27 protein-coding genes and 1 tRNA gene are annotated in these 23,802 nt (G+C 61.6%); 8 read left to right on the top strand and 20 right to left on the bottom strand.

Annotated elements, in window-relative coordinates:
• From ACIPZF_RS04865 to ACIPZF_RS04885, 5 genes are read left to right on the top strand one after another with little or no spacing between them, the layout of a single operon-like run.
• Positions 1–363 carry an STAS domain-containing protein gene (locus ACIPZF_RS04865; RefSeq protein ID WP_400795856.1) on the top strand — a complete coding sequence of 121 codons (363 nt, stop codon included), beginning with the start codon at positions 1–3 and terminating at the stop codon, positions 361–363.
• On the top strand, positions 360–764 hold the full coding sequence (locus tag ACIPZF_RS04870; RefSeq protein WP_400795859.1) for an anti-sigma regulatory factor: 405 nt from the start codon (positions 360–362) through the stop codon (positions 762–764). Before ACIPZF_RS04865 ends, ACIPZF_RS04870 begins: the two co-directional genes overlap by 4 nt.
• On the top strand, positions 761–1,771 hold the full coding sequence (locus ACIPZF_RS04875) for an ATP-binding protein (protein ID WP_400795862.1): 1,011 nt from the start codon (positions 761–763) through the stop codon (positions 1,769–1,771). Before ACIPZF_RS04870 ends, ACIPZF_RS04875 begins: the two co-directional genes overlap by 4 nt.
• Positions 1,764–2,627 (top strand): sensor histidine kinase, encoded by an 864-nt coding sequence (locus ACIPZF_RS04880; protein ID WP_400795865.1) that lies wholly within the window; start codon positions 1,764–1,766, stop codon positions 2,625–2,627. Before ACIPZF_RS04875 ends, ACIPZF_RS04880 begins: the two co-directional genes overlap by 8 nt.
• On the top strand, positions 2,617–4,560 hold the full coding sequence (locus ACIPZF_RS04885) for a response regulator (protein ID WP_400795868.1): 1,944 nt from the start codon (positions 2,617–2,619) through the stop codon (positions 4,558–4,560). Before ACIPZF_RS04880 ends, ACIPZF_RS04885 begins: the two co-directional genes overlap by 11 nt.
• A 176-nt stretch (positions 4,561–4,736) precedes the next feature.
• Here the strand turns inward: ACIPZF_RS04885 and ACIPZF_RS04890 are convergent.
• From ACIPZF_RS04890 to ACIPZF_RS04975, 18 genes are all read right to left on the bottom strand, one after another.
• Positions 4,737–4,812, bottom strand: a tRNA-Lys gene (locus tag ACIPZF_RS04890).
• A gap of 59 nt (positions 4,813–4,871) precedes the next feature.
• Positions 4,872–5,546 (bottom strand): 7-cyano-7-deazaguanine synthase QueC, encoded by a 675-nt coding sequence (gene queC / locus ACIPZF_RS04895; RefSeq protein ID WP_400795870.1) that lies wholly within the window; start codon positions 5,544–5,546, stop codon positions 4,872–4,874.
• A gap of 16 nt (positions 5,547–5,562) precedes the next feature.
• The gene (gene queE / locus ACIPZF_RS04900) at positions 5,563–6,210 is read right to left on the bottom strand and encodes a 7-carboxy-7-deazaguanine synthase QueE (RefSeq protein WP_400795873.1); all 648 of its coding nucleotides are present in this window, start codon (positions 6,208–6,210) and stop codon (positions 5,563–5,565) included.
• A gap of 158 nt (positions 6,211–6,368) precedes the next feature.
• Positions 6,369–7,184: a tol-pal system protein YbgF gene (gene ybgF, locus ACIPZF_RS04905; RefSeq protein WP_400795875.1), complete on the bottom strand. Its 816-nt coding sequence runs from the start codon at positions 7,182–7,184 to the stop codon at positions 6,369–6,371.
• A gap of 6 nt (positions 7,185–7,190) precedes the next feature.
• Positions 7,191–7,688, bottom strand: a complete 498-nt coding sequence (gene pal / locus ACIPZF_RS04910; protein ID WP_008090230.1) for a peptidoglycan-associated lipoprotein Pal — start codon at positions 7,686–7,688, stop codon at positions 7,191–7,193.
• A 54-nt stretch (positions 7,689–7,742) separates the two neighbouring features.
• Complete coding sequence (gene tolB, locus ACIPZF_RS04915; RefSeq protein WP_400795877.1) at positions 7,743–9,044, bottom strand: Tol-Pal system beta propeller repeat protein TolB; 1,302 nt, start codon at positions 9,042–9,044, stop codon at positions 7,743–7,745.
• On the bottom strand, positions 9,041–10,117 hold the full coding sequence (gene tolA / locus ACIPZF_RS04920) for a cell envelope integrity protein TolA (protein ID WP_400795880.1): 1,077 nt from the start codon (positions 10,115–10,117) through the stop codon (positions 9,041–9,043). Before tolA ends, tolB begins: the two co-directional genes overlap by 4 nt.
• Positions 10,117–10,569 (bottom strand): protein TolR, encoded by a 453-nt coding sequence (tolR, locus tag ACIPZF_RS04925; protein ID WP_012273765.1) that lies wholly within the window; start codon positions 10,567–10,569, stop codon positions 10,117–10,119. The genes tolA and tolR overlap by 1 nt, the downstream gene beginning before the upstream one ends.
• Before the next feature lie 14 nt (positions 10,570–10,583).
• A complete protein-coding gene (gene tolQ / locus ACIPZF_RS04930) occupies positions 10,584–11,279 on the bottom strand; it encodes a protein TolQ (protein ID WP_010952367.1) in 696 nt (231 codons plus the stop codon).
• 2 nt (positions 11,280–11,281) lie between these two features.
• Positions 11,282–11,734 (bottom strand): tol-pal system-associated acyl-CoA thioesterase, encoded by a 453-nt coding sequence (gene ybgC / locus ACIPZF_RS04935; protein WP_400795883.1) that lies wholly within the window; start codon positions 11,732–11,734, stop codon positions 11,282–11,284.
• 125 nt (positions 11,735–11,859) lie between these two features.
• Positions 11,860–12,906, bottom strand: coding sequence for a Holliday junction branch migration DNA helicase RuvB (gene ruvB / locus ACIPZF_RS04940; protein WP_400795886.1), 1,047 nt, complete (start codon positions 12,904–12,906; stop codon positions 11,860–11,862).
• Positions 12,903–13,520 carry a Holliday junction branch migration protein RuvA gene (ruvA, locus tag ACIPZF_RS04945; protein ID WP_400795888.1) on the bottom strand — a complete coding sequence of 206 codons (618 nt, stop codon included), beginning with the start codon at positions 13,518–13,520 and terminating at the stop codon, positions 12,903–12,905. Before ruvA ends, ruvB begins: the two co-directional genes overlap by 4 nt.
• 109 nt (positions 13,521–13,629) lie before the next feature.
• Complete coding sequence (gene ruvC, locus ACIPZF_RS04950; RefSeq protein WP_400795891.1) at positions 13,630–14,154, bottom strand: crossover junction endodeoxyribonuclease RuvC; 525 nt, start codon at positions 14,152–14,154, stop codon at positions 13,630–13,632.
• Between the two features lie 157 nt (positions 14,155–14,311).
• Positions 14,312–15,058 (bottom strand): YebC/PmpR family DNA-binding transcriptional regulator, encoded by a 747-nt coding sequence (locus ACIPZF_RS04955; protein WP_012315821.1) that lies wholly within the window; start codon positions 15,056–15,058, stop codon positions 14,312–14,314.
• Between the two features lie 112 nt (positions 15,059–15,170).
• Positions 15,171–16,946 carry an aspartate--tRNA ligase gene (gene aspS / locus ACIPZF_RS04960; RefSeq protein ID WP_400795893.1) on the bottom strand — a complete coding sequence of 592 codons (1,776 nt, stop codon included), beginning with the start codon at positions 16,944–16,946 and terminating at the stop codon, positions 15,171–15,173.
• 95 nt (positions 16,947–17,041) lie between these two features.
• Entirely contained in the window at positions 17,042–17,263 is a 222-nt protein-coding gene (locus ACIPZF_RS04965; RefSeq protein WP_046787975.1) for an FmdB family zinc ribbon protein, read from the bottom strand.
• A 92-nt stretch (positions 17,264–17,355) separates the two neighbouring features.
• Complete coding sequence (locus ACIPZF_RS04970; RefSeq protein ID WP_400795896.1) at positions 17,356–17,685, bottom strand: ribbon-helix-helix domain-containing protein; 330 nt, start codon at positions 17,683–17,685, stop codon at positions 17,356–17,358.
• A gap of 180 nt (positions 17,686–17,865) precedes the next feature.
• Positions 17,866–18,339, bottom strand: coding sequence for a Dps family protein (locus ACIPZF_RS04975; RefSeq protein ID WP_400795899.1), 474 nt, complete (start codon positions 18,337–18,339; stop codon positions 17,866–17,868).
• A 278-nt stretch (positions 18,340–18,617) separates the two neighbouring features.
• On the opposite strand from ACIPZF_RS04975, the gene ACIPZF_RS04980 reads away from it, so the two are divergent.
• Positions 18,618–19,211, top strand: a complete 594-nt coding sequence (locus ACIPZF_RS04980) for a cold shock domain-containing protein membrane protein (RefSeq protein WP_400795901.1) — start codon at positions 18,618–18,620, stop codon at positions 19,209–19,211.
• Between the two features lie 40 nt (positions 19,212–19,251).
• Here ACIPZF_RS04980 and ACIPZF_RS04985 read toward each other — a convergent pair whose 3' ends face one another.
• Together ACIPZF_RS04985 and ACIPZF_RS04990 are read right to left on the bottom strand one after the other, a co-directional pair.
• A complete protein-coding gene (locus tag ACIPZF_RS04985; protein ID WP_400795904.1) occupies positions 19,252–19,458 on the bottom strand; it encodes a SlyX family protein in 207 nt (68 codons plus the stop codon).
• Positions 19,459–19,875 (bottom strand): HIT family protein, encoded by a 417-nt coding sequence (locus ACIPZF_RS04990; protein ID WP_400795906.1) that lies wholly within the window; start codon positions 19,873–19,875, stop codon positions 19,459–19,461. It lies immediately after the preceding gene.
• 757 nt (positions 19,876–20,632) lie between these two features.
• Here ACIPZF_RS04990 and ACIPZF_RS04995 point away from each other — a divergent pair.
• Positions 20,633–21,916 (top strand): OprD family porin, encoded by a 1,284-nt coding sequence (locus ACIPZF_RS04995; protein ID WP_400795909.1) that lies wholly within the window; start codon positions 20,633–20,635, stop codon positions 21,914–21,916.
• A 160-nt stretch (positions 21,917–22,076) separates the two neighbouring features.
• On the top strand, positions 22,077–23,792 hold the full coding sequence (locus ACIPZF_RS05000) for a proline--tRNA ligase (RefSeq protein ID WP_400795912.1): 1,716 nt from the start codon (positions 22,077–22,079) through the stop codon (positions 23,790–23,792).
• Positions 23,793–23,802: the final 10 nt, after the last annotated feature.

Genomic DNA, 23,802 nt, shown 5'->3' on the forward strand with positions numbered 1-23,802 from the left:
ATGGAACGGATTCCGATCCTGCAAATGGGTGAATTCCTGCTGGTGACCATCCAGGTCGACATGCATGACGAACTGGCCATGCGCCTGCAGGACGACCTCACCGATCGCATCAGCAGCACCTCTGCCCGAGGCCTGTTGATCGATATCTCCGCCCTCGACATGGTCGATTCGTTCATCGGCCGGATGATCGCCGACATCGCCAGCCTTTCAAGGCTGATGGACGCTCAGGTAATGGTGGTAGGCATGCAGCCGGCCGTTGCCATTACCCTGGTGGAGCTGGGCCTGAACCTGCCGGGCGTCAGCACCGCCCTGAACGTCGAGCGCGGCATGCAGCGGCTGCGCCAGACTGTGAGGCGCGCATGAACGCCCAGGAGAGCGGCAGCCTGCCGGTGCGAATCGAGCAGGATGTAGTACTGGCCCGCCAATTGGCGCGCAAGCTCGCTGGCGAATGCGGCATGCGCCTGGTCGACCTCACCAAGCTGGTGACTGCCGTCAGTGAGCTGGCGCGCAACACCGTGGTGTACGGCGGTGGCGGCGACATGGACTGGCAGGTGCTGGAAGAGGCCGGGCGTACAGGCTTGCGCCTGGTGTTCCGCGATGAGGGCCCCGGCATCCCCGACATCAAACTGGCGCTGACCGACGGCTGGACTTCGGGCAACGGCCTCGGTCTGGGCCTGACCGGTGCCCGGCGCCTGGTCGATGAGTTCGAGCTGGACACCGCGCCAGGCGAAGGTACCCGGGTGACGATTACGCGATGGACATGAACATACGCGCAAGCCGCACGCTGGTGCTGCCGCTGGAAGACAGCAGCCAGGTTGGCCACGCCCGGCGTATGGCGCAGAAACTGGCCGAGCAACAAGGTTTCGACCCCGAGGACTCAGGGCGTGTAGCGCTGCTGGCCACCGAGCTCGCCAGCAACGTGCTCAAACATGCACAGCGCGGCGAATTGCACCTGCGCGCAGTGCCAGGCGCCGACGGCCATGGCATCGAGCTGCTGGCCGTGGACCGGGCGCAGGGCTTCGATACCGCGACCTGCCTGACCGATGGCTACTCCACCGGCGGCACCCAGGGCATTGGCCTGGGCGCCATCGCACGCCTGGCCCAGGTGTTCGATGTACACAGCGACGCCCGCGGCTCGGTGATTCTGGCGCGCTTGTACCGGCGCCAGAACGCAGCGGTTGACTTGCGTATCGGCGTCAGTCATCACGCCCTGCATGACGACCCGGCCTGTGGCGACACCTGGCACGTGGCGCTCGACGGCCACCGCCTCAGCGCATTGCTGGTGGACGGCCTGGGCCACGGGCCAGACGCCGAGACGGCCGCGCAGGCAGGCGCCGAGGCATTTGCCGCCGACGCGTTCATCGACCCCTTGCTGCTGATCGAACGCTTGCATCAGGCGATGGCTGGCACCCGCGGTGGCGCCGTGGCAGTCGCCCAGCATGATGCGCGCATCAACCGTCTGACGTTCACCGGCATCGGCAACATCGGCGCCAGCCTGATCCACGGCACGCAAACCCGTGGCCTGGCCTCGCTGCCGGGCATCGTCGGCGGCCAATACCGCAAGGCGCAGGCTTTCGACTACGCTCAGGTGAACGGCACTCTGCTCATTCTGTACAGCGATGGCCTGCAATCACGCTGGAACCTTGCTGACTACCCTGGCCTGGTGCATCGCCACCCGGCCGTGATCGCGACCGTGCTGCACCGTGACTTCTGCCGTGGGCGGGATGACGTGACGGTACTGGTCGTCGACCTGGAGCCCTCCCATGGCTGAACCCGCAACCGACCAGGCGGCACTGGTGGCCCGCCTGCAAGCCGAAAACGAAGCGCTGCGCGCCGAACTTGAAGAGACCAATCAGGGCGTACTGGCGCTGTATGCCGAGCTGGATATACAGGCCGAGCAACTGCGCCAGGCATCGGACCTGAAAAGCCGCTTTCTGTCCTACATGAGCCACGAGTTCCGTACCCCGCTGGGCTCGATCCTGAGCATCACCAGCCTGCTCGCCGACGAGTTGGACGGCCCATTGTCCCAGGAGCAACACCGCCAGGTGGCGTTCGTCAGCACGGCGACACGCGAGCTGTCGGACATGGTCGACGACCTGCTCGACCTCGCCAAGATCGAAGCTGGGCGCATCACCATCTCGCCGGCCTGGTTCGACATGCTCGACCTGTTCGCAGCGTTGCGCGGCATGTTCCGGCCGATTGTCGACGCCAGTGCGGTGGACCTGATTTTCGAGGAACCGGTTGGCCTGCCCAGGCTGTACACCGACGACAAGAAGCTGGCGCAGATCCTGCGCAATTTCATCTCCAACGCTGTGAAGTTCACTTCACGTGGCGAAGTGCGGGTTTCTGCACAACTGCAGGGCGATAACCACATCCGCTTCGCCGTCAGCGACACCGGTATCGGCATCCCTGCCGGGCTGTTGAATACCCTGTTCGAAGACTTCGCCCAAGTCGACTCCCCGCTGCAGAAACGCCTGCGTGGCACCGGCCTGGGCCTGTCGTTGTGCAAGCGCTTCGCCAGCCTGTTGGGCGGTGAGGTGGGCGTGAGCAGCGAGCCCGGGATCGGTTCATGCTTCTATGTGATCATTCCGCTGGCCCTCGCCCAGGAGAACACCGATGAAACCTGACGTGCGCCTGCTGATCGTCGACGACAATGCGGCCACTCGCTACGCCTTGCGCCGGCGTCTGGACGTGCATGGTTACGAGGTGCTGGAAGCCGGCACCGGCGGCGAGGGGCTGGCGTTGATCCGTGAGCAGCAGGTGGATGCACTGATTCTCGATGTGAACCTGCCCGACATGAGCGGCTTCGATATCGTCCGGCTGCTGCGCGAAGACGCCAGCACCGCGTTGTTGCCGGTGATTCATGTGTCGGCCGCGTCGATCCAGAGCGGCGACATCATCACCGGCCTCAACGCCGGTGCTGACGCCTACCTGATCCACCCTGTGGACCCGGACGTGTTGCTGGCCACCCTGCGTACCCTGCTGCGGGTACGCGACAGCGAACGGGCATTGCGCGAAAGCGAGGCGCGCTTCCAGGAAATATTCCGCAGTGTGTCGGCGCCCATCGCCGTGCTCGATGCCGAGCTCAAGGTGCATGAATGCAACCACGCCTTCACCCACTTGGTACAAGACAACCGCGACCCGCAACAGCTGCGCGAATGTTTCGCCGACGGCCAGGCGCTGGCGCTTGAAGAACTGCGCCAGCACCTGCGCGCCGGCAAGCGCTGGCGCGGCAACCTCGGCATGCGCTTGCACGGCGAAGCGCGCGACACCGAATGGCAGCTCTCGCCTTACCGTACCCCCGGCCTGTGCCTGGTGTTCGTCGAAGACATCACCGAACACCGCCACCGCGAACGCTCGCACCTGGCCCGCCTGGACGACGCCACCACCCAGCTGGCCAAGGAAGTCGCCGAGCGCGCCCGCACCGAAGCCCAGCTGCTGCAACTGCAGAAGATGGATGCCTTGGGCAGCCTGACCGGCGGCATCGCTCACGACTTCAACAACTTGTTGACCGGGGTGATCACCAGTCTCGAGCTGATTCGCAAACGCGTGGTCGAAGGCCGCACGGAAAAGGTGCCCAAGTACGTCGACGCCGCCCTGAGCTCCGCCAGCAGCGCCGCCGTGCTCACCCAGCGCCTGCTCGCCTTCGCCCGTCAGCAGCCGCTGGACACCCGCCCGGTGGAGGTCAACCAGCACGTCGGCTCGCTGGAAGAATTGCTCGCCCGCACCATCGGCGAACGCATCACCCTTTCCCTGGATTTATCGGCCCACGCCACCACCGCTCTGGTCGATCCCGTGCAGCTGGAGAGCGCCGTGCTCAATCTGGTGATCAATGCCCGTGACGCCCTGCCCAAAGGCGGGCATATCTGGGTCAAGACCTGCGCGGCGCTGGTGCACGGCGACCCTAACCTGCGTGACGGGCCCTACGTGGCGGTGACGGTGCGCGACGACGGCAGCGGCATCGAGCCTGAGCTGCTGGACAAGGTCTTCGACCCGTTCTTCACCACCAAGCCGCTTGGACAGGGGACCGGCTTGGGCTTGTCGACCATTTACGGCTTTGCCCGCCAGTCGGGCGGGCATGTCGAGTTGCGCAGTGTGCTGGGCCAAGGCACGGAAGTGACCTTGATGTTGCCCGCCACCGAAGACTGCGCGGTGCCCCCGCACCGAGAGGCTGCGGAAGATGTGCGGGGCAATGGTGAGCATGTGCTGATCGTCGAGGACATGGCTTCGGTGCGCTTGTCGGTGGCTGAAGCGTTGACTGACGCGGGGTACCGCTGCACCTTGGCCTCGACGATCGATGAGGCGCTCGATCAGTTGCGGCTGGAGCCGGGGCCGGATTTGCTGTTGACCGATGTGGGATTGCCGACGTTGAGTGGGCGGGAGTTGGCAGATATGGCCAGGACGTATCGGCCAGGGCTGCCCGTGGTGTTCATGACGGGCTATGCGGATGAGGCGCGGGACCGGCAGGCGTTTCTAGGGGAAGGGATGGATATGCTGGTGAAGCCGTTTCGGCTGGGGGAGTTGTTGGAGAAAGTCAGACGGGGGGTGGGGCAAGTTTGAAATGCCAGCATGGCGATGCGCGGCGACACATCGCTGAGACGAAAAAGCCCGCCATCACTGGCGGGCTATTCATATTGACACACGAAAGCGAGCTTAGTGATCGCCTCGTAGGGCTGCAAGACTAGAAACTGGCTCTGGCAAGCCCCGCCTCCAATACTCACGAACCGCTTTGCATATGGTGGGTCGTGTAGGATTCGAACCTACGACCAATTGGTTAAAAGCCAACTGCTCTACCAACTGAGCTAACGACCCGTTGGATGGCGCGTATAATACTGATTTCTAACGAGAAATCAACACCCCATCAGATTTTTTCAAACATAGCGCGTTGGGTCTGCTACCCCGGCAGCCTTGAAGCCATCGGCACGCAGACGGCAGCTGTCGCACTTGCCGCAGGCACGGCCATCGTCATCAGCCTGGTAGCAGGAAACCGTCAGGCTGTAGTCGACACCACGGGCCATCCCTGCTTGCACGATCTGCGCCTTGCTCAGGTTCTGCAACGGCGCCTGGATGCGGAAGCCCTGCCCTTCGACACCAGCCTTGGTCGCGAGGTTGGCCATGCGCTCGAACGCCTCGACGAACTCAGGACGGCAATCCGGGTACCCGGAGTAATCCACCGCGTTGACGCCAATGAAGATGTCGCGCGCTTCCAGTACCTCTGCCCAGCCCAGGGCCAGCGACAGAAACACGGTGTTGCGTGCCGGCACGTATGTGACTGGAATGCCCTCGCCGGGTGTTTCCGGCACATCGATGCTGCTGTCGGTCAACGCCGAGCCGCCGATGCCGTCGAGGTTCAGGCCAATGACCTTGTGCTCGACGACGCCGAGGTCGCGTGCAACGCGAGCCGCAGCATTCAATTCGGCACGGTGGCGCTGGCCGTAGTCGAAGCTCATGGTGTAGCAGCTGTAGCCTTCGGCCTTGGCCATGGCTACCACGGTGGCCGAGTCGAGGCCGCCAGACAGGAGGATTACCGCGCGTTTCTCAGTCATGTGCTTTTACTCTCAATCAACGTCCGGGTTCGTCGTTCCACAGCAGCTTGTGCAACTGCATCTGGAAACGCACGGGCAGGTTGTCGGCAACGATCCAGTCGGCCAGGTCGCTGGCACTCACCTGGTGATGGCTGGGCGAGAACAACACCTCACCGGCGCGCTCGGCCAGGTTGTACTGGATCAGCTTGGAGACCGCCCAGTCGTAGTCTTCGCGCGAGCAGATGACGAACTTGACCTGGTCATTGCGGGTCAGCTGCTCGATGTTTTCGTAGCGGTTGCGGTGCGACTCTTCGGATCCTGGGGTCTTGAGGTCGACCACGCGGCTGACGCGCACATCGGTGCCCGAGATGTCGAGGGCGCCACTGGTTTCCAGCGATACCTCGTAACCGGCGTCGCAAAGGCGTTTGAGCAGCGGCAAGGCGTTCGGCTGAGCCAGCGGCTCGCCACCGGTGACGCAGACATAGCGCGGCTTGAAGCCGGCCACCTGCTCCATGATCGAATCGAGGCTGCGAATAGTACCGCCCGTGAAGGCGTAGGCACTGTCGCAGTACTGGCAGCGCAGGGGACAACCGGTGAGGCGCACGAAAACCGTGGGCAGCCCAGCAGTTCGTGTTTCACCCTGCAAAGAGTAAAAGACTTCGGTGATGCGTAATGTGTCTTGCATGCTCGCCACGGGCGTGACAGCTAAACAGGCTGTCCGCCTCCGTCAGGCACTGTCGCGGACTCGACATAGCGTTATCCGCAACAGCGTAGTAAGAAAAAGGGCAATGATTCTAACGAAAAAACCCGCGACTGGCGCGGGTTTCTTTCGAAGGGTGCAGCCTAGAGCTTCTGCAGGTCGCGTTGCGCCAGTTGTGCGGCGGAGGTGCCGGGGTACTGGGTAATCACCTGCTGCAGGATGCCCTTGACCTTGTCGGTGTGGCCCATGCGGCGCTCGACATCGGCCAGCTTGTACAGCGAATCCGGCACCTTGCTGTGTTTCGGGTACTTCTGGCTGACCTGAGCGAAGGCCTGGCTGGCAGCAGGCAGATCGCCCTTGGCCAGGTTCACTTCACCCAGCCAGTACTGCGCGTTACCGGCATACTGGCTGTTCGGGTACTTGCGCAGGAAGGCGTTGAACGCCTGGCTGGCCTTGTCGAAGTCCTTTTGCTTGATCTGGTCGAAGGCCGCATCGTAATAGAGCTTCTCTTTCGCCGGATCGCCCGGTTCGCTGTTGGCGGCCGGTTGTTGCGCAGCTGCGCCTGCGGCGCCAGCTGCGGCACCGGCGGCGGCATCGGATGCACCACCGGTGGAGGAATTATCGGGGGTCGCGGCAGGCGCGGCACCACTGTTGATGCGACGGTCCAGGTCCTGGTATCGCTCCAGGTTTTCCTGCTTCATGCGCGACACATCGTTTTGCAGCTCTTCGATGATGCCTTGCTGGCGGGAAAGCTGATCCTGCATCTGTTGCAGCTGCATGAACAGCTGGCCCTGTGCCGAGGCAGGGGTCGAAGCCCCTGCCCCGGCATAGGCGCCGCTCGTGCCATAACCCGAAGGTGGATAAGCACCTGCGTTGTCATCTACTACAGGAACCGCAGCCCACGCTGAAAGCGGAAGGCTGAGTGCGAGGACGGTTACAGCACGGCGGCACTTTCGCATAGGAACTTACTTACGCAGTTCTACGCGACGGTTCTGAGCCCAGGACTGCTCGTCGTTGCCGGTGGCAACTGGACGCTCTTCGCCGTAGGAAACCAGTTCCAGCTGAGCAGGGGAAACGCCCTGCAGAACCAGGTAACGCTGAACGGCCTTGGCACGACGCTCACCCAGAGCCATGTTGTACTCGCGGGTGCCGCGCTCGTCGGTGTTGCCTTCCAGAACAACGCGGTTGCCGTTGGACTTCAGGTCCTTGGCGTGAACGTCCAGAGCGCGCATGGCTTCTGGCTTCAGGTCCGAGCTGTCGTATTCGAAGTAGAAGGTGGTGATTGCGCGCAGGGCGGCTTCTTCGCTCAGGGAGCCGTCGACAGCGCCAGTGTTGGCACCGTAGCCAGCGTTCGGGTCGACAGCGCCTTCACCAGCATTGTCACCGCCCTTCGAGGAGCAACCTACAGCTACAGCCATGGCCAGAGCCAGCGCAGCAAATTTACCAAACTTCAGCATTTCCATCGTGAAACTCCTAATGAAACCCCAGTGTGTTAAGCAAAACGTATTACGCCGCAATCAGTTCAGGTAAGGGGACCAGGACGGTTCTCTGACTTCGCCTTGAGCGGTAGGAAGTGGGAGCCTCACGCGGCCATTAAGCGACACGAGCATCAAGACTCCCCGGCCCTGCTGGCGGGTGGCGTAGATTAGCATGGTGCCGTTTGGCGCAACAGTGGGCGACTCATCAAGACTCGTCTCCGAGAGAATCTTTACACTTCCTCGCTGCAAGTCCTGTGCCGCCACTTTGAAGTTGGTGAAGCCCTGCTGGCGATGGATCATCACCAGGGTCTTTTCGTCTGCCGACAATTTCGGGTTGGCGTTGTAGTTGCCCACGAACGTCACACGCTCGGCACCACCACCGCTGACCGACTGCTTGTAGATCTGCGGCTTGCCGCCACGGTCGGAAGTGAAGTACAGGGTGTTGCCATCCTTGCCCCAGAACGGTTCGGTATTGATGCCCGGGCCGGCGGTAACGCGGCTGATCTGACGCGATGCCACGTTCATCACATAGATGTCCGGGTTGCCGTCCTTGGACAGCACGAACGCCAGGCGCGAACCATCGGGCGACCAGGCTGGCGCGCCGTTCAGGCCTTCGAAGTTGGTCACCTGCTCGCGGCGACCGGTATCGATGTTCTGCACGAAGATGCGCGGGCGCTTCTGCTCGAACGAAACATAGGCGATACGCTTGCCATCCGGCGCGAAGCGCGGCGACAGGATAGGCTCACGCGACTGCAGCAGGGTCACTGCGCGGGCACCGTCATAGTCTGAACGCTGCAGGGTATAGCGGGTGTTGTTGGTCGAGAAGCGCTCGGCCGTCACGTACAGCATGCGCGTTGAGAACGCACCCTTGATGCCGGTGAGTTTCTCGAACGACTGGTCGGCGATGTAGTGCGCCATATCGCGCAACTGGTCGGTGCTGCCGGCGACGCTGCCGGTCAGCACCTGCTGCTCGGTGGCGACGTTGAACAGTGCGTACTGAACCTGCAGGCGGCCACCCGACGGGGTGATGCTGCCGACCATCACGTACTGGGCGCCCAGAGCCTTCCAGTCACGGAAGATGACTTCGCTGGCCTGGGTTGGCTGGCTGATCATGTTCTGCCGTGGGATGGGCGAGTAGTAGCCCGAGTTGCGCAGGTCGTTGCCGATGATATCGGCCATGTCTTCCGGCAACACGCTGCCACCCTGCAGACCGAAGGGCACTACCGCGATGGGCGTCGCCCGATCGCTGCCGCTGGTAACCAGGATGTTCTTTTCGTCTGCCATGGCCATGCCTGCCACGCAGCACAGCATGACCAGCATTCCTCGAAGGAGTGTAATCACAACGCTAGATCCTCAGGAGTAAATGTCATCTTGAACGAACGATAACGGTTGAAATCGCTCGGCTTCATACCCTGCATTTCGGTCAGTCGACCGATGTTCTTCATTGCTGCCACCGCCGAACTGTCGAACGGGCCGTCGCCACTGGAGCGCAACACGCTGACATTGGTGATGGTGCCATCGGGCAGCATGTTGACCTGCAGGACTACCGTCATGCCTTTTCGCGCCGAAGGTGGTCGCGCCCAGCCTTCGGCCGCACGCATACGAATCAGGTCGTCGAAGTCGCCGGCCACCTGGTCACCTTGCTCGTCGGCCAGCGCCTGCTGCCGCTCGGTGGTATCGGACAACAGCTCGGCCAGGGCCTGGGCTTTCTTGTCTTCAGCCGCCTTGCGGGCCGCGTCCTGGGCCTTTTTCTTCTGGGCATCCGCAGCGGCCTTTTTCTTGGCCTCTTCAGCTGCCTTCTTCTTCGCATCCTCGGCCGCCGCCTTTTTCTTGGCGTCCTCGGCTGCTTTTTTCTTCGCCTCTTCGGCTGCCTTTTTCTTGGCATCCTCAGCGGCTTGTTTCTTGGCTTCTTCCTCGGCCTGCTTCTTGGCCTCTTCTTCAGCCTTCTTCTTGGCGATGTCGGCCTGCTGCTTTTCAGCGGCCTTCTTCGCTTCATCGGCCTTTTTGGCTTCTGCGGCTTTCTTGGCTTCGGACGCTTTGGCAGCCTCCTCGGCCTTCTTCGCCTCGGCGGCTTCACGTGCCTGCTCGGCCTTTTGAGCGGCATCGGCTTTCTTTTGTTCCGCAGCCTTCACGGCTTCCTGCTCGACCTTCTTCTGTTCAAGCTGCTCGACTTCGGTCTGGCGCGAGGCGGTTTTCTTCGCTTCCCCGGCAATCTTCTGATTGGTCTGGGTGGTCGCCTGGCTCTTGGACTTGAGCTGATACAGGGTAGCCTGAACGATCGGCTTGGAAGGCGGCAATTCTGGCGTCATGGCAAAACTGACGAACAGCAGTGCGAACACCAGTACATGCAGGCCGATGGCCCAGACACTGGGCCAGAAGTAGCTTTCCGAGGCGGATGGCTCTCGCTGTTGCATCAGGGCGCCTCGGTAATCAGGCCAACGTTACCGACACCGGCCTTCTGCAACCCGCCCATGGCGCCCATGACGGCGCCGTAGTCGACAGCCTTGTCGCCACGAATGAAGACCTGGGTCTGCTTGCCCTGGTCACGGCCGGCGGCAATGATCTTGGTCACTGCGTTGGTCATGTCCGGCAAGGTCATGGCCTTGTCCATCTGCTTGTCGGTGTCGACTTCGCTGCCGAGGTTCCAGTAATAGGTTTTATCGGCCTTGATGGAAATGGTGAGGATCTGGACGTTGTTGTCCTGCGGCAAGGCTTCGCTGGAAACCTTGGGCAGGTCGACCTTCACGCCCTGGTTGAGCATGGGGGCCGTCACCATGAAGATAACCAGCAGCACCAGCATCACGTCGATGTAGGGCACCACGTTCATCTCGGCGACCGGCTTGCGTTTGTGGCGAACTCGGGCCATGGGCTTCTACCTGATTACTCTTCGCTGGTGTGCACTTTACGGTGCAGGATCGCCTGGAACTCGTCGGCGAAGGTGTAGTAACGACCGATCAGCACTTCGCTGCGCGCGGCGAAACGGTTGTAGGCGATGACCGCCGGGATTGCCGCGAACAGGCCGATGGCGGTGGCGATCAGTGCTTCGGCGATACCCGGGGCAACGGTGGCCAGGGTGGCTTGCTGGGCGCTGGCCAGTCCGCGGAAGGAGTTCATGATGCCCCACACGGTACCGAACAGGCCGATGTACGGGCTGGTCGAGCCAACGGTGGCGAGGAACGGCAGGCTCTGCTCGAGTTTTTCTTCCTCACGGGAAATGGCCACGCGCATGGCCCGGCCAACGCCTTCCATGACCGCGTCCGGGTCTACACCCGGCTGCTGGCGCAGACGCGAGAACTCTTTGAAACCGGCACGGAAGACCTGCTCCACGCCCGAGTCCGGGTCCGGGTTGCTGCCTGCCTGACGGTACAGCTTGGACAGGTCGATGCCCGACCAGAAGCGCTCCTCGAAGGCATCCAGCGCACGACGACCGGCGCGCAGCATGGTGCTGCGCTGGAAGATCATGATCCATGAAGTGACCGAGGCGGCCACCAGGGTCAGCATTACCAGCTGTACCACCACGCTGGCATTGCTGACCAGACTCCACATGGAGGTATGGTCGACGACGTTAGCTTCCACGCTTATTCTCCTGCATTCGATTGAGTACCCGAGCCGTCCGCCGCAAAAGCGTCGCGCAACTGGGGAGGTATGGCTTGGGGTTTGAAAGTGTCGGCGCGCACGGCGGCCACCAGGAACTGCCCTTCGCAGAGCAGCGTTTCATCCTTTTCCCGCCAGACCTGCTGTACGAAACGCAGGCTGACGCGATTGACTTCAGTTACGCGCGCGGTAACCCGCAGTTCATCGTCCAGCCGCGCCGGCGCGTGATAGCGCGCCTCGCTGGAATGGACCACGAACAGCAGGTTCTCACCGGCCAGTTGCTGCTGGGAAAAGCCCAGGTGACGCAACCGCTCGGTACGCGCGCGCTCCATGAATTTCAGGTAGTTGACGTAATACACCACGCCGCCGGCATCGGTGTCTTCGTAATAGACGCGACAACGGTGTGCGAAAGGTTCCAGGCCATTTTGCGCGCGCATACTCTAGTGCTTACTCCTCAGCTTGCCAATCCGCTGCGGCAACTGTTTTTTCTTCATTAATGTCTTATTGCCAGCAGCCATGGGGCATGCCAGCGGTAGGACCACGAAATGCTGGTTTCGATCTGTCATTCATCGCCTGCTTCGGAAAAATCTGCCCCATCGCCCAGGCGACCGGGAATATTCAGGCCGAAGTGCAGGTAGGCATGCCGGGTAACCACGCGCCCGCGCGGCGTGCGCATGATGTAGCCCTGCTGGATCAGGTAGGGCTCGAGCACGTCCTCGATGGTATGACGCTCTTCGCTGATGGCTGCCGCCAGGTTGTCCACGCCCACCGGGCCGCCGTCGAACTTCTCGATCATGGTCAGCAGCAGACGACGGTCGGAGTGGTCGAAGCCACGCTCGTCGACATCCAGCAAGTTGAGCGCCAGGTCGGCCACGGCCTTGGTGATCTGCCCCTTGCCGCGCACTTCGGCATAGTCACGCACGCGGCGCAGCAGGCGGTTGGCGATTCGCGGCGTGCCACGGGCACGGCGCGCGATCTCGTAGGCGCCTTGATCCTCGATGGCCAGGCCCAGAATGTTCGCGGAACGGCTGACGATGGTCGCCAGGTCCTTATCGCTGTAGAACTCCAGACGCTGGACGATGCCGAAACGGTCGCGCAGCGGATTGGTCAGCATGCCGGCACGAGTGGTGGCGCCCACCAGGGTGAAGGGCGGCAGGTCGAGCTTGATCGAGCGGGCCGCAGGGCCTTCGCCGATCATGATATCGAGCTGGAAGTCCTCCATGGCCGGGTACAGTACTTCTTCGACGACCGGTGAGAGGCGGTGGATTTCGTCGATGAACAGCACATCATGCGGCTCGAGGTTGGTCAGCATGGCCGCCAGGTCGCCCGGGCGTTCGAGAATCGGCCCCGAAGTACTCTTGACCGAGACCCCCATTTCCTGGGCGATGATATTGGCAAGGGTGGTCTTGCCCAGCCCGGGCGGGCCGAAGATCAGCGTGTGATCCAGCGATTCGTTGCGACCGCGGGCAGCCTGGATGAACAGCGCCATCTGCTCGCGCACCACCGGCTGGCCGATGTACTCGTCCAGGCGCAGCGGGCGGATCGCGCGGTCCTGGACTTCTTCACGGTCGCGGCCACTGGCGGCGATCAGTCGGTCAGCTTCGATCACTTGGTAATCATCCCTTTGAGGCTGCGACGGATCAGCTCCTCACTGCTCAGGCCGGCCTTGTCCTTGATCGCGGCAATCGCCTTGCTCGCTTCCTGTGGCTTGTAGCCCAGGGAGACCAGCGCGCTGACAGCATCGGCCTCGGCCGTGGACTCAGTGGCCACAGGCAGCGGGCCGTCGGAAACCAGAGTGAACATGGCGGGGGAAGTTTCCCAGGCCTTGAAGCGGTCCTTGAGCTCGACCAACAGGCGTTCGGCGGTTTTCTTGCCGACGCCAGGCACGCGCACCAGGACCGAGGTGTCCTGTGCCTGCACGCAGCGTATCAGTTCGTCCACTTCCAGCCCGGACATCAGCGCCAGCGCCAGCTTCGGACCCACGCCGTTGAGGCGAATCAGCTCGCGAAACAGCTCGCGTTCGCGCTTTTCGGCAAATCCGTAGAGCAAGTGGGCGTCTTCGCGCACCACCAGATGAGTGTGCACGGTTACCGGCTCGCCAACCTTGGGCAGGCGATACAGGGTGGTCATCGGCACTTCCAGCTCGTAGCCAACGCCATTGACGTCGATAATCAGGTGCGGCGGTTGCTTTTCCGCCAGGGTGCCGCGCAAACGTCCAATCACGTTCCGATCCTTCCTCTCGGGGAGCCGGTCGAAGACCGCTCAACCCTATCAGCAAATGCAGCGGGTGAACGATTCACCCGGACAAAATGTGTATCAGCGCATGAAGCGCCTACAGACGCAAGCGCCCGCCACGCCGCCGGGCCGTGGACAGGCCATGGGGCACCAGGCTCGAGCGGGTGTGGGCATGGCACAAGGCGATGGCCAGGGCGTCGGAGGCGTCGATCTGCGGCTTTTGCGTCAGTTTCAGCAAGTGCATGACCATCAGCATCACCTGCTCCTTGTTCGCCCCGCCAGTGCCGGCGACCGCCTGCTTGACCTGGGTCGCGCTGTATTCGGCGATTTCCAGGCCGGCCTCGGCGGCGGCGACGATGGCGGCGCCGCGAGCCTGGCCAAGCTTGAGTGCCGAGTCGGCGTTACGGGCCATGAACACGCGCTCGATGCCCATGGTCACGGGGCCATGCAGGGCGATGACTTCACTGACACTGCGAAAAACGATCTGCAGGCGCTCGTGCAGCTCACCGCTGCCGGTGCGGATACAACCCGACGCCACGTACTCGCAACCACGGGCGGTCTGGCGGACCACGCCGTAACCGGTGATGCGCGAGCCGGGGTCGATACCAAGAATCAGAGTCATAGAGCCTGTCGATTAAAAGGGGCATTGATGCAAACAATACCGGCCCTTTCGCGGGGCAAGCCCGCTCCCACAGGTAACCTGCTGGCCTTCAGGCTGGCAGAGTACCTGTGGGAGCGGGCTCGCCCCGCGAAAGGGCCGGCAAAGACGCTGAAAAACCTTAGCCGAGTTTTTCCATGATCTCGTCGGAGATCTGCGCATTGGAATAGACGTTCTGCACGTCATCCAGGTCTTCGAGCATGTCGATCAGCTTGAGCACCTTCTCGGCACCTTCTTGGTCAAGCTCGGCGCTGGTGGTCGGCTGCATGACGATTTCCGCGTCCGCGGCTTTGAACCCCGCCTCCTCCAACGCATTACGCACGGCATAGAAGCTGTTGAACGAGGTGAAGACTTCGAACGAGCCATCCTCGTTGGCAACCACATCGTCGGCATCGGCTTCCATGGCGGCTTCCATCAGGGCATCTTCGTCGACACCCGGCGCGAAGCTGATCTGCCCCTTGCGCTCGAACAGGTAGGCCACCGAACCATCGGTGCCGAGGTTGCCGCCACACTTGGTGAAGGCATGCCGCACGGCGGCGGCGGTGCGGTTGCGGTTGTCGGTCATGGCCTCGACCATGATCGCCACACCGCCTGGGCCATAACCCTCGTAGCTCAGCTCTTCGACGTTGTCGCTTTCGTTGGTGCCGGCACCACGGGCCACGGCGCGATCGATGATATCGCGGCTCATGTTGGCGCCCAGGGCCTTGTCCAGCGCCAGACGCAGGCGCGGGTTGGAAGCCGGATCGCCGCCACCCTGCTTGGCCGCGACGGTCAGCTCACGGATCCACTTGGTGAAGATCTTGCCTCTCTTGGCATCCTGGCGCTCTTTGCGGTGCTTGATGTTCGCCCACTTGGAATGACCAGCCATAACAACTCCAAATCCTTGAAACACAAACAGTTACGCCCCAAACGGGGCGCAACGACAAAATTTCTGCGCCGTAACGCAAAGGCGCATCCATGTGGATGCGCCCGGGGTCCGCTTACTCGACCTTGGTCTGTTCGCGCAGACGGATGTGCAGCTCGCGCAGAGCCTTGGCATCGACCAGGCCAGGCGCCTGGGTCATGACGCACGCGGCGCTCTGGGTTTTCGGGAAGGCGATCACTTCACGGATCGACTGGGCGCCGGTCATCAGCATGACCAGACGATCCAGGCCGAAGGCCAGGCCACCGTGAGGCGGTGCACCGAACTTCAGGGCGTCGAGCAGGAAGCCGAACTTCTCTTCCTGTTCAGCCGCTTCGATGCCCAGCAGACGGAACACCGCCTGCTGCATCTCCTTACGGTGAATACGGATCGAACCGCCGCCCAGCTCGGTGCCGTTCAGCACCATGTCGTAGGCACGCGACAGCGCGGTGGCCGGGTTGGCTTCGAGCTCTTCAGGGCTGCACTTCGGCGCGGTGAACGGGTGGTGCAGCGCGGTGAAGCTGCCGTCTTCGTTCTCTTCGAACATCGGGAAGTCGACGACCCACATCGGTGCCCACTCGCAGGTCAGCAGCTCGAAGTCGTGACCCAGGCGAATACGCAGCGCGCCCAGCGCTTCGCTGACCACCTTGAACTTGTCGGCACCGAAGAACACGATGTCGCCGTCGACGGCGCCAACGCGGTCGAGGATGTTGTTGAGGTTGGCCTCTGGGATGTTCTTGACGATCGGCGACTGCAGGCCTTCAACACCCTTGGCACGCTCGTTCACCTTGATGTACGCCAGGCCCTTGGCACCGTAGATGCCGACGAACTTGGTGTACTCGTCGATCTTGCTGCGCGGCATGCTGGCACCGCCTGGCAGGCGCAGTGCGGTGACGCGGCACTTCGGGTCGTTGGCGGGGCCTGCGAACACCTTGAAGTCGACATCTTTCAGTTGGTCGGCAACGTCGACCAGTTCCAGCGGGTTGCGCAGGTCTGGCTTGTCGGAACCGTAGCGGCGCATGGCTTCTTCGAAGGTCATGTGCGGGAATTCGCCGAACTCCAGGTCCAGGACTTCCTTGAACAGCTTGCGGATCATGCTTTCAGTAAGGCCCATGATCTCGGACTCATCGAGGAAGCTGGTCTCGATGTCGATCTGGGTGAACTCCGGCTGGCGGTCAGCACGCAGGTCTTCGTCACGGAAGCATTTGGCGATCTGGTAGTAGCGGTCGAAGCCAGCGACCATCAGCAGCTGCTTGAACAGCTGAGGCGACTGCGGCAGGGCGAAGAAGCTGCCAGCGTGGGTGCGGCTAGGTACCAGGTAGTCGCGCGCGCCTTCCGGGGTGGCACGAGTGAGGATCGGCGTTTCGACGTCGAGGAAGCCGTTTTCGTCGAGGAAGCGACGGATGCTGCTGGTGATGCGCGAACGCAGACGCAGCTTGTCGGCCATCTCCGGGCGACGCAGGTCGATGAAGCGATAGCGCAGGCGGGTTTCTTCGCCAACGTCGGAATACTCGTTCAACGGGAACGGCGGAGTTTCAGCTTCGTTGAGCACGGTCAACTGGTAGCCGAGGATCTCGATGGCACCGGATGCCATGTTGGCGTTCACCGCACCTTCTGGACGCTTGCGTACCTTACCGGTGACCTGCACCACGTACTCGCTGCGCACCCGGTCGGCGGCGGCGAAGGTTTCGGCGCGGTCCGGGTCGAACACGACCTGGGCCATGCCTTCGCGGTCACGGATGTCGAGGAAGATCACCCCGCCGTGGTCGCGGCGACGATGGACCCAGCCGCAAAGGGTGACTTCCTGGCCGTCCAGGCTCTCGTTCAGTTGGCCGCAATAATGGCTGCGCATCATGATGGTGGTTTCGCTTCTCGTGATTCGTGTATTCGATGGAGGCCTTGGCCGCCCCAGGGGGCTAATACTGCAAGACCCGGCTACTGCAATTCAACTCAGTCGGCCTTGTCGCCGCCTGCCAGATTCTTTTTTGCCCCGGTCTTGAAGTCGGTTTCGTACCAGCCGCTACCGCTCAGGCGAAAACCGGGAACCGACAATAGCTTCTTCAATGCCGGCGCCTGACAGGCCGGACAGTCGGTCAACGGTGCAGCGCTGATCTTCTGCAGCGCTTCCATCCGGTGATCGCAGGATGCACATTGATAGTCATAAAGGGGCATGGGTGTCTCTCGTCAACCATTACGCTGGCTGCCGGGGCAGCAAAAAGCGGGATTATATATGGTTAACAGACACTGCGCAGCCCGCCTGGCGATCAGCGTACGCTGGGCGGCCTCTGCAGCCAGGCGACACAGATCACCCGGATCAGGCCACTGAAGTTGCGCACCCCGCCCTGGCGCAGATGCACCTCGCGGTCCACGTAGGAAAGCACGGTACTGACCGAACATTCATTGACCTCGGCTATCCGCTCGAGGATACCCCAATAAACCGCTTCCAGGCGCAGACAGGTTGAAAAACCATTGAGCCGGACCGAACGCGACACAGGCCGAATCTGCATCATGTCGAAATCCGCCCTGAACGGATCGATGCCTTGCTTGACAGGGCACCCCCCCTGACTTCCTGCACGCTTGCTCCCCTGCATCATTCACTCCATTTCCTCGCCCCAGGTAATGGTTCCTGCGCCTTGCCACAGGCATGGACACAGAAACCAGGGGGTTAATGAAGCGCTTACAACCCGCCACAAAGCAGCGGTAAACCCTTCCCGCACAACGAAAAAGGCCCGATCGAGCAAGGCTCGACCGGGCTTTTTTTCGTTTGGATAAGGTCATTGACCGTCGAGCAGCACTCGCAGCATCCAGGCCGTTTTCTCGTGCACCTGCATGCGCTGGGTCAACAGGTCCGCGGTCGGTTCGTCGCTGACCTTGTCCACCACCGGGAAGATGCTGCGAGCGGTCCGCACCACAGCCTCCTGGCCCTGGACGAGCTGACGGATCATTTCATCTGCCGCAGGCACGCCCTCCTCCTCCTTGATCGAGGAATGCCGCGCATAAAAGGCATAGGACCCTGGCGCCGGGAAGCCCAAGGCGCGTATCCGCTCGGCGATCGAGTCGACCGCCAGGGCCAGCTCGTTGTACTGCTCCTCGAACATCAAGTGCAGCGTGCGGAAGGATGGACCGGTGACGTTCCAATGAAAGTTATGGGTTTTCAGATACAGCACATAGGTATCCGACAACAGGCGGGAAAGCCCTTCTACGATGGACTTGCGATCTTCTTCACTGATACCGATATCGATTGCCATGAAGTTCCCCTTTTGCAAATGGCTTGATGATCAAGCAGGCCCTACACACTCTATCAACACTTGGCCCACTGCGCCCATGACGCAGGGCAACACATTGCCGCAGGACCACCTATGGTTTGAGAAGGCTCGAACTTTGCTGTTAAATAGGCACCGTGCCACCCGTGCGGACTGTCATTGCCGGGTGCATAGGCTGGCCCAACGTTTTTGCGCGCTCTACCTCATGCGCACCGTGCCGCCAGCTCTTCCTGTGATCAGCCTTATCAACTGCGAGCCAACCCATGTTCAAGATCGTCCACCTGGTGACGGGCGCTGCGGCTTTGCTGCTATCGCTCATACCCAGCCTGAAAACCGATGCAATACCTTTCCTGCAGCAACCCGACGCGGTCTACCTGGCCCTGCTTGGCCTGCTCAACCTGCTGTTGGCGCCGGTAGTGCCACTCTATTACCGAGGCGCGCGCCAACAACTGCAACACCTGGCCTGCGCCTTGCTGGTGGTGGCAGTGGTACTGCAGACCCTGACCCTGCTGGCCCGCCCAGAAATGGGCAACCTGGCGGCCCTGGTCTGCGCCGCACTCGCCATCGTCTTGCACCTTGTCGCGGGCTTTGCCCGCAACCCGCGCCCGACCCGAACCGGCCAAGGCGCAACCCTGGAAGCCGGCAAGCGCGATACCGGCACCGTCAAGTGGTTCAATACGTCCAAGGGTTTTGGCTTCATTTCCCGCGACTCGGGTGACGATATCTTCGTCCACTTCCGCGCCATCCGCGGCGAAGGGCACCGCATTCTGGTCGAAGGCCAGCGCGTGGAGTTTTCGGTAATGCACCGTGATAAAGGCCTGCAGGCCGAAGATGTGGTCGCGGTAACCCGCCGCTGACCACCGTGCAGCCCTGGGGCAACCCCAGGGCTATAGCCGCTCAATAATGAGGCGGCGGTGCTTCCTCACCCTCGCTGCCGTACTGGCCGACCATTTCCTCGTAACGCTTGATCAGCTCGGCCATCTGCAACTGCAGGCGATCGATCACTCGCCCCTGCTCGACCACCACGTCATTCAGTTCCTGGATGATGTCGTCCTGAAAGGCCTGACGGGTTTCCAGCTCGATGATGCGCCATTCCACTGACATTCAGGCCTCCTGATAATCGCGGAGCAGCCCACGCAGGCGCAGGCGAATGGCGTCGACCTGCCCCGGGGCATACTCGACAGCGGGCACTTTGCCCCAGACCGGTGCTGGCCAAGCAGCATCGCCATGTCGACGCACGATGACATGCATATGCATCTGGCTGACGACATTACCCAGCGTGGCAACATTCATCTTGTCAGCCTTGAACTCTTCTTTCAGCGCCTGCGCCAACGCCGTGGTTTCTTTCCAGAACTGCGCCTGGTCTTGCTGGCTCAGGTCGAACAACTCGCTCACACCTTCGCGCTTGGGCACCAGGATGAACCAGGGATAATTGGCATCCTTGCTGAGCAGCAGACGACACAGCGGAAAGTCCCCAAGCACCAGAGAGTCCTGCTGCAAACGCGAATCCATCTCAAACACTACAAACCTCCAACCTATCGACTCGAACCGACCTTTGCCGGATATCGCGCAAGGATACCTCGCTTCGCTTGCGCCGGCATGCAAGAGCTACCTCCATGCACACTTCAAGAACATAAAAATCCGCCAGCTGCACAGTTGCGGTAACACCGCGCTACTTTTCGCACCAAAATGAGGCCGCGAATGAACGCACCACTACACTTTTACACACATAAATGACTCAGCATGAACAGTAGCCGGTAACACATTGACTTTTATGGCGGGTTGGGGGCTCGCGCGCGCCGTGCCACGCTGAACCTCGCAGGCGGATCCCATCCAGTGTTTTCGGGATGTTTCGACCCATGACCGTCGAATTTGTGAAAATTTCATGAACCGTTGTTAATTTTGAGCACGCTTGTTGCATTCCTCCCACACCAAGTCGGCACGACATCTGCATCAAGCGATGGACGCGACAAATAACAACAGCCGCTTTGGATACACCAGGGAGTTTCCCTAACCGGACCTGTAATTACAGAATCATTACGGTGACGGGAACAGCGCTGGGTTGGACGCCCCGGAAATCCGGGACGTGATTTGCGACATGGAAATACTTGAAAGCGACGTGGCCGTAAGGTTACCGGAAGGTTGTTTATGGCCATATCGCCAATAACAGTCAGCGTGCTATACATTTCCGCCGACATAACAAGAAAGAGCTGCCCCATATAACTAAAACACATGGGCGCAGCAGTACTCTTCCTAAAAACCAAAGGAGCAAATCACGATGCGCGTGATGAAGTGGAGCTTGATCGCCCTGGCCGTTTCGGCAGGCACCTCGCAATTGGCCTTCGCCTCTGCACAGGACGAATCCAAGGGTTTCATCGAAGACAGCCAGCTGAACGTCAAAACTCGCATGCTGTACTTCAGCCGTGACTTCCGTAACAACCCCTCTGGTACCCAGAGCCGCGTGGAAGAAACCGGCCTTGGCTTCCTCGGCACGTACGAATCGGGCTTCACCCAGGGTACTGTGGGCTTCGGCGTCGACGCTATCGGCATGCTCGGCCTCAAACTGGACAGCGGCAAAGGCCGTGCCGGTACCGGCCTGTTCCCGACTGGCTCCGACGGTCGTTCTCAAGATGACTATTCGGAAGGCGGCGGCGCGGTAAAACTGCGCATTTCCAATACCGTATTGAAGTACGGCAGCCAGTTCACGGCCATGCCGGTATTCGCCACTGACGACAGCCGACTGCTGCCGGAAGTTGCCGAAGGTGGTTTGATCACCAGTAACGAGATCAAAGGCCTGACCCTGAACGCCGGTCACTTCACCGCCATGAACGCCCAGGCTCAGACTTACCACGACAGCCTGAACCTGACCGAAGCCAATATCTTCGGCGGCACCTACGCCTTCACCGACAGCCTCAGCACCAGCGTCTACTACTCGCGCATCGAAGACCACTTCCGCAAGTGGTACGGCAACATCAACTGGGCACTGCCGATCAGCGACAAGCAAGGCCTGGTGTTCGACTTCAACATCTATGACACCAAATCCATCGGCGACAACCGCACCGGCGCGTTCGTTACCAAGTCCGATGGCAGCAACGAACTCGACAACATCGCCGCCAGCCTTTCGGCCGCTTACAACGTCGGCGCCCATACTTTCACCCTGGCCTACCAGAAGGTCAGCGGTGACGGTGACTATGCCTACGGCGTAGACGGTGGCGGTACCGTGTTCCTGGCCAACTCCATCGCCCGTTCCGACTTCAACGCCGAAGACGAGAAGTCCTGGCAGGCGCGCTACGACCTGAACTTCGCCGAGTTCGGCGTGCCAGGCCTGACCTTCATGACCCGTTACGCTCGCGGTACCGGTGCAACCACCCGCACCACCGACGACGGCAAGGAATGGGAACGCGACATCGACGTCAAGTACGTGATGCAGAGCGGCCCGGCCAAGGACCTGAGCTTCCGCGTTCGTCAGGCCACCTACCGCTCCGCCGATGGCGTCTACTACGGGTCGAGCTCGATCGACGAACTGCGCCTGATCGTCGAGTACCCGCTGAGCATCCTGTAAGCCTCGCTTCCAGTGCCCCGCACCTGAAACAGCCCGGCACATCTGCCGGGCTTTTTCTTGGCTGACAATTGCCCCGCCCTGGGGCATCCTGTACGCCTTCGTTTCGCCCCCGTACAATGCGGGGTCATTTCAATGTCTTAGGCAATCGACACGGCTAACCATGCGCACCAGTCAATATTTGCTCGCCACCCAGAAAGAAACCCCTGCCGACGCAGTGGTCATCAGCCATCAGCTCATGCTGCGTGCCGGCATGATCCGCAAGCTGGCCTCCGGCCTGTACACCTGGCTGCCGATGGGCCTGCGGGTGATGCGCAAGGTCGAAGCCGTGGTGCGCGAGGAAATGAACGCCGCCGGTGCCCTGGAAGTGCTGATGCCGAGCATCCAGCCCGCTGAACTGTGGCAGGAATCCGGCCGCTGGGAACAATATGGCCCCGAGCTGCTGCGCCTGAAGGACCGCCACCAGCGCGACTTCTGCGTTGGCCCGACCCACGAGGAAGTCATCACCGACCTGGCCCGCAACGAGCTGTCCAGCTATAAACAGCTGCCGCTCAACCTGTACCAGATCCAGACCAAGTTCCGTGACGAGATCCGCCCACGCTTCGGCCTGATGCGTGGCCGCGAGTTCATCATGAAGGACGCCTACTCCTTCCATGCCGACCAGGCTTCCCTGCAGGAAACCTACGACCGCATGCACCAGGCGTACTCCAACATCTTTACCCGCCTGGGCCTGGATTTCCGCCCAGTGCAGGCCGATACCGGCTCAATCGGCGGCAGCTACTCGCATGAGTTTCACGTGCTGGCATCGTCCGGCGAAGACGATGTGATCTTCAGCGACAGCTCCGATTACGCGGCCAACATCGAGAAGGCCGAAGCCATCCCGCGCGAGACCGTGCGTCCGGCTCCAACCGAGGAGCTGCGCCTGGTCGATACGCCGGAGGCCAAGACCATTGCCCAGCTGGTGGAAAACCACGGCCTGGCGATCGAGAAGACCGTCAAGACCCTGATCGTGCGCGGCGCCGAAGAAGGCAAGCTGATTGCCCTGATCGTGCGCGGCGACCATGAACTGAACGAAATCAAGGCCACCAAGCTCGAGCAGGTTGCCGAGCCACTGGTCATGGCCAGCGAAGCCGAACTGCGCGACGCGATTGGTGCTGGCGCAGGTTCCCTGGGCCCACTGAACCTGCCGCTGGAAATCATCATCGACCGTTCGGTTGCCCTGATGAGCGACTTCGGCATCGGTGCCAACATCGACGACAAGCACTACTTCGGCGTCAACTGGGAGCGCGACCTGCCGGTCCCTCAGGTTGCCGACCTGCGCAACGTCGTCGAAGGCGACCCAAGCCCGGATGGCCAGGGCACCCTGGTGATCAAGCGCGGCATCGAAGTCGGGCACATCTTCCAGCTCGGCACCAAGTACAGCGAGGCGCTCAAGTGCCAGGTGCTGGGCGAGAACGGCAAGCCGGTCGTGCTGTCCATGGGCTGCTATGGCATCGGTGTGTCCCGCGTGGTCGCCGCCGCCATCGAGCAGAGCTATGACGACAAGGGCATCATCTGGAACGACGCCCTGGCGCCCTTCCAGATCGCGCTGGTACCGCTGCGCTACGAAACCGACGTGGTGCGCGAAGCCACCGACAAGCTGTACGCCGAACTGACGGCCGCCGGCTTCGAAGTGCTGCTGGACGACCGCGACAAGAAGACCAGCCCCGGCATCAAATTCGCCGACATGGAGCTGATTGGCATTCCACACCGCATCGTGGTCAGCGACCGTGGCCTGGCCGACGGCAACCTGGAATACAAGCACCGCACCGAACAGGACGCTCAAGCGCTGCCACTCAATGAAGTGCTGACCTTCCTGCAGGCCCGCGTTCGCCGCTGATAAACAAAGC

Origin of the sequence: Pseudomonas sp. NPDC089752, from assembly GCF_044748725.1 — a bacterium.
In the GTDB taxonomy this organism is placed as follows: domain Bacteria; phylum Pseudomonadota; class Gammaproteobacteria; order Pseudomonadales; family Pseudomonadaceae; genus Aquipseudomonas.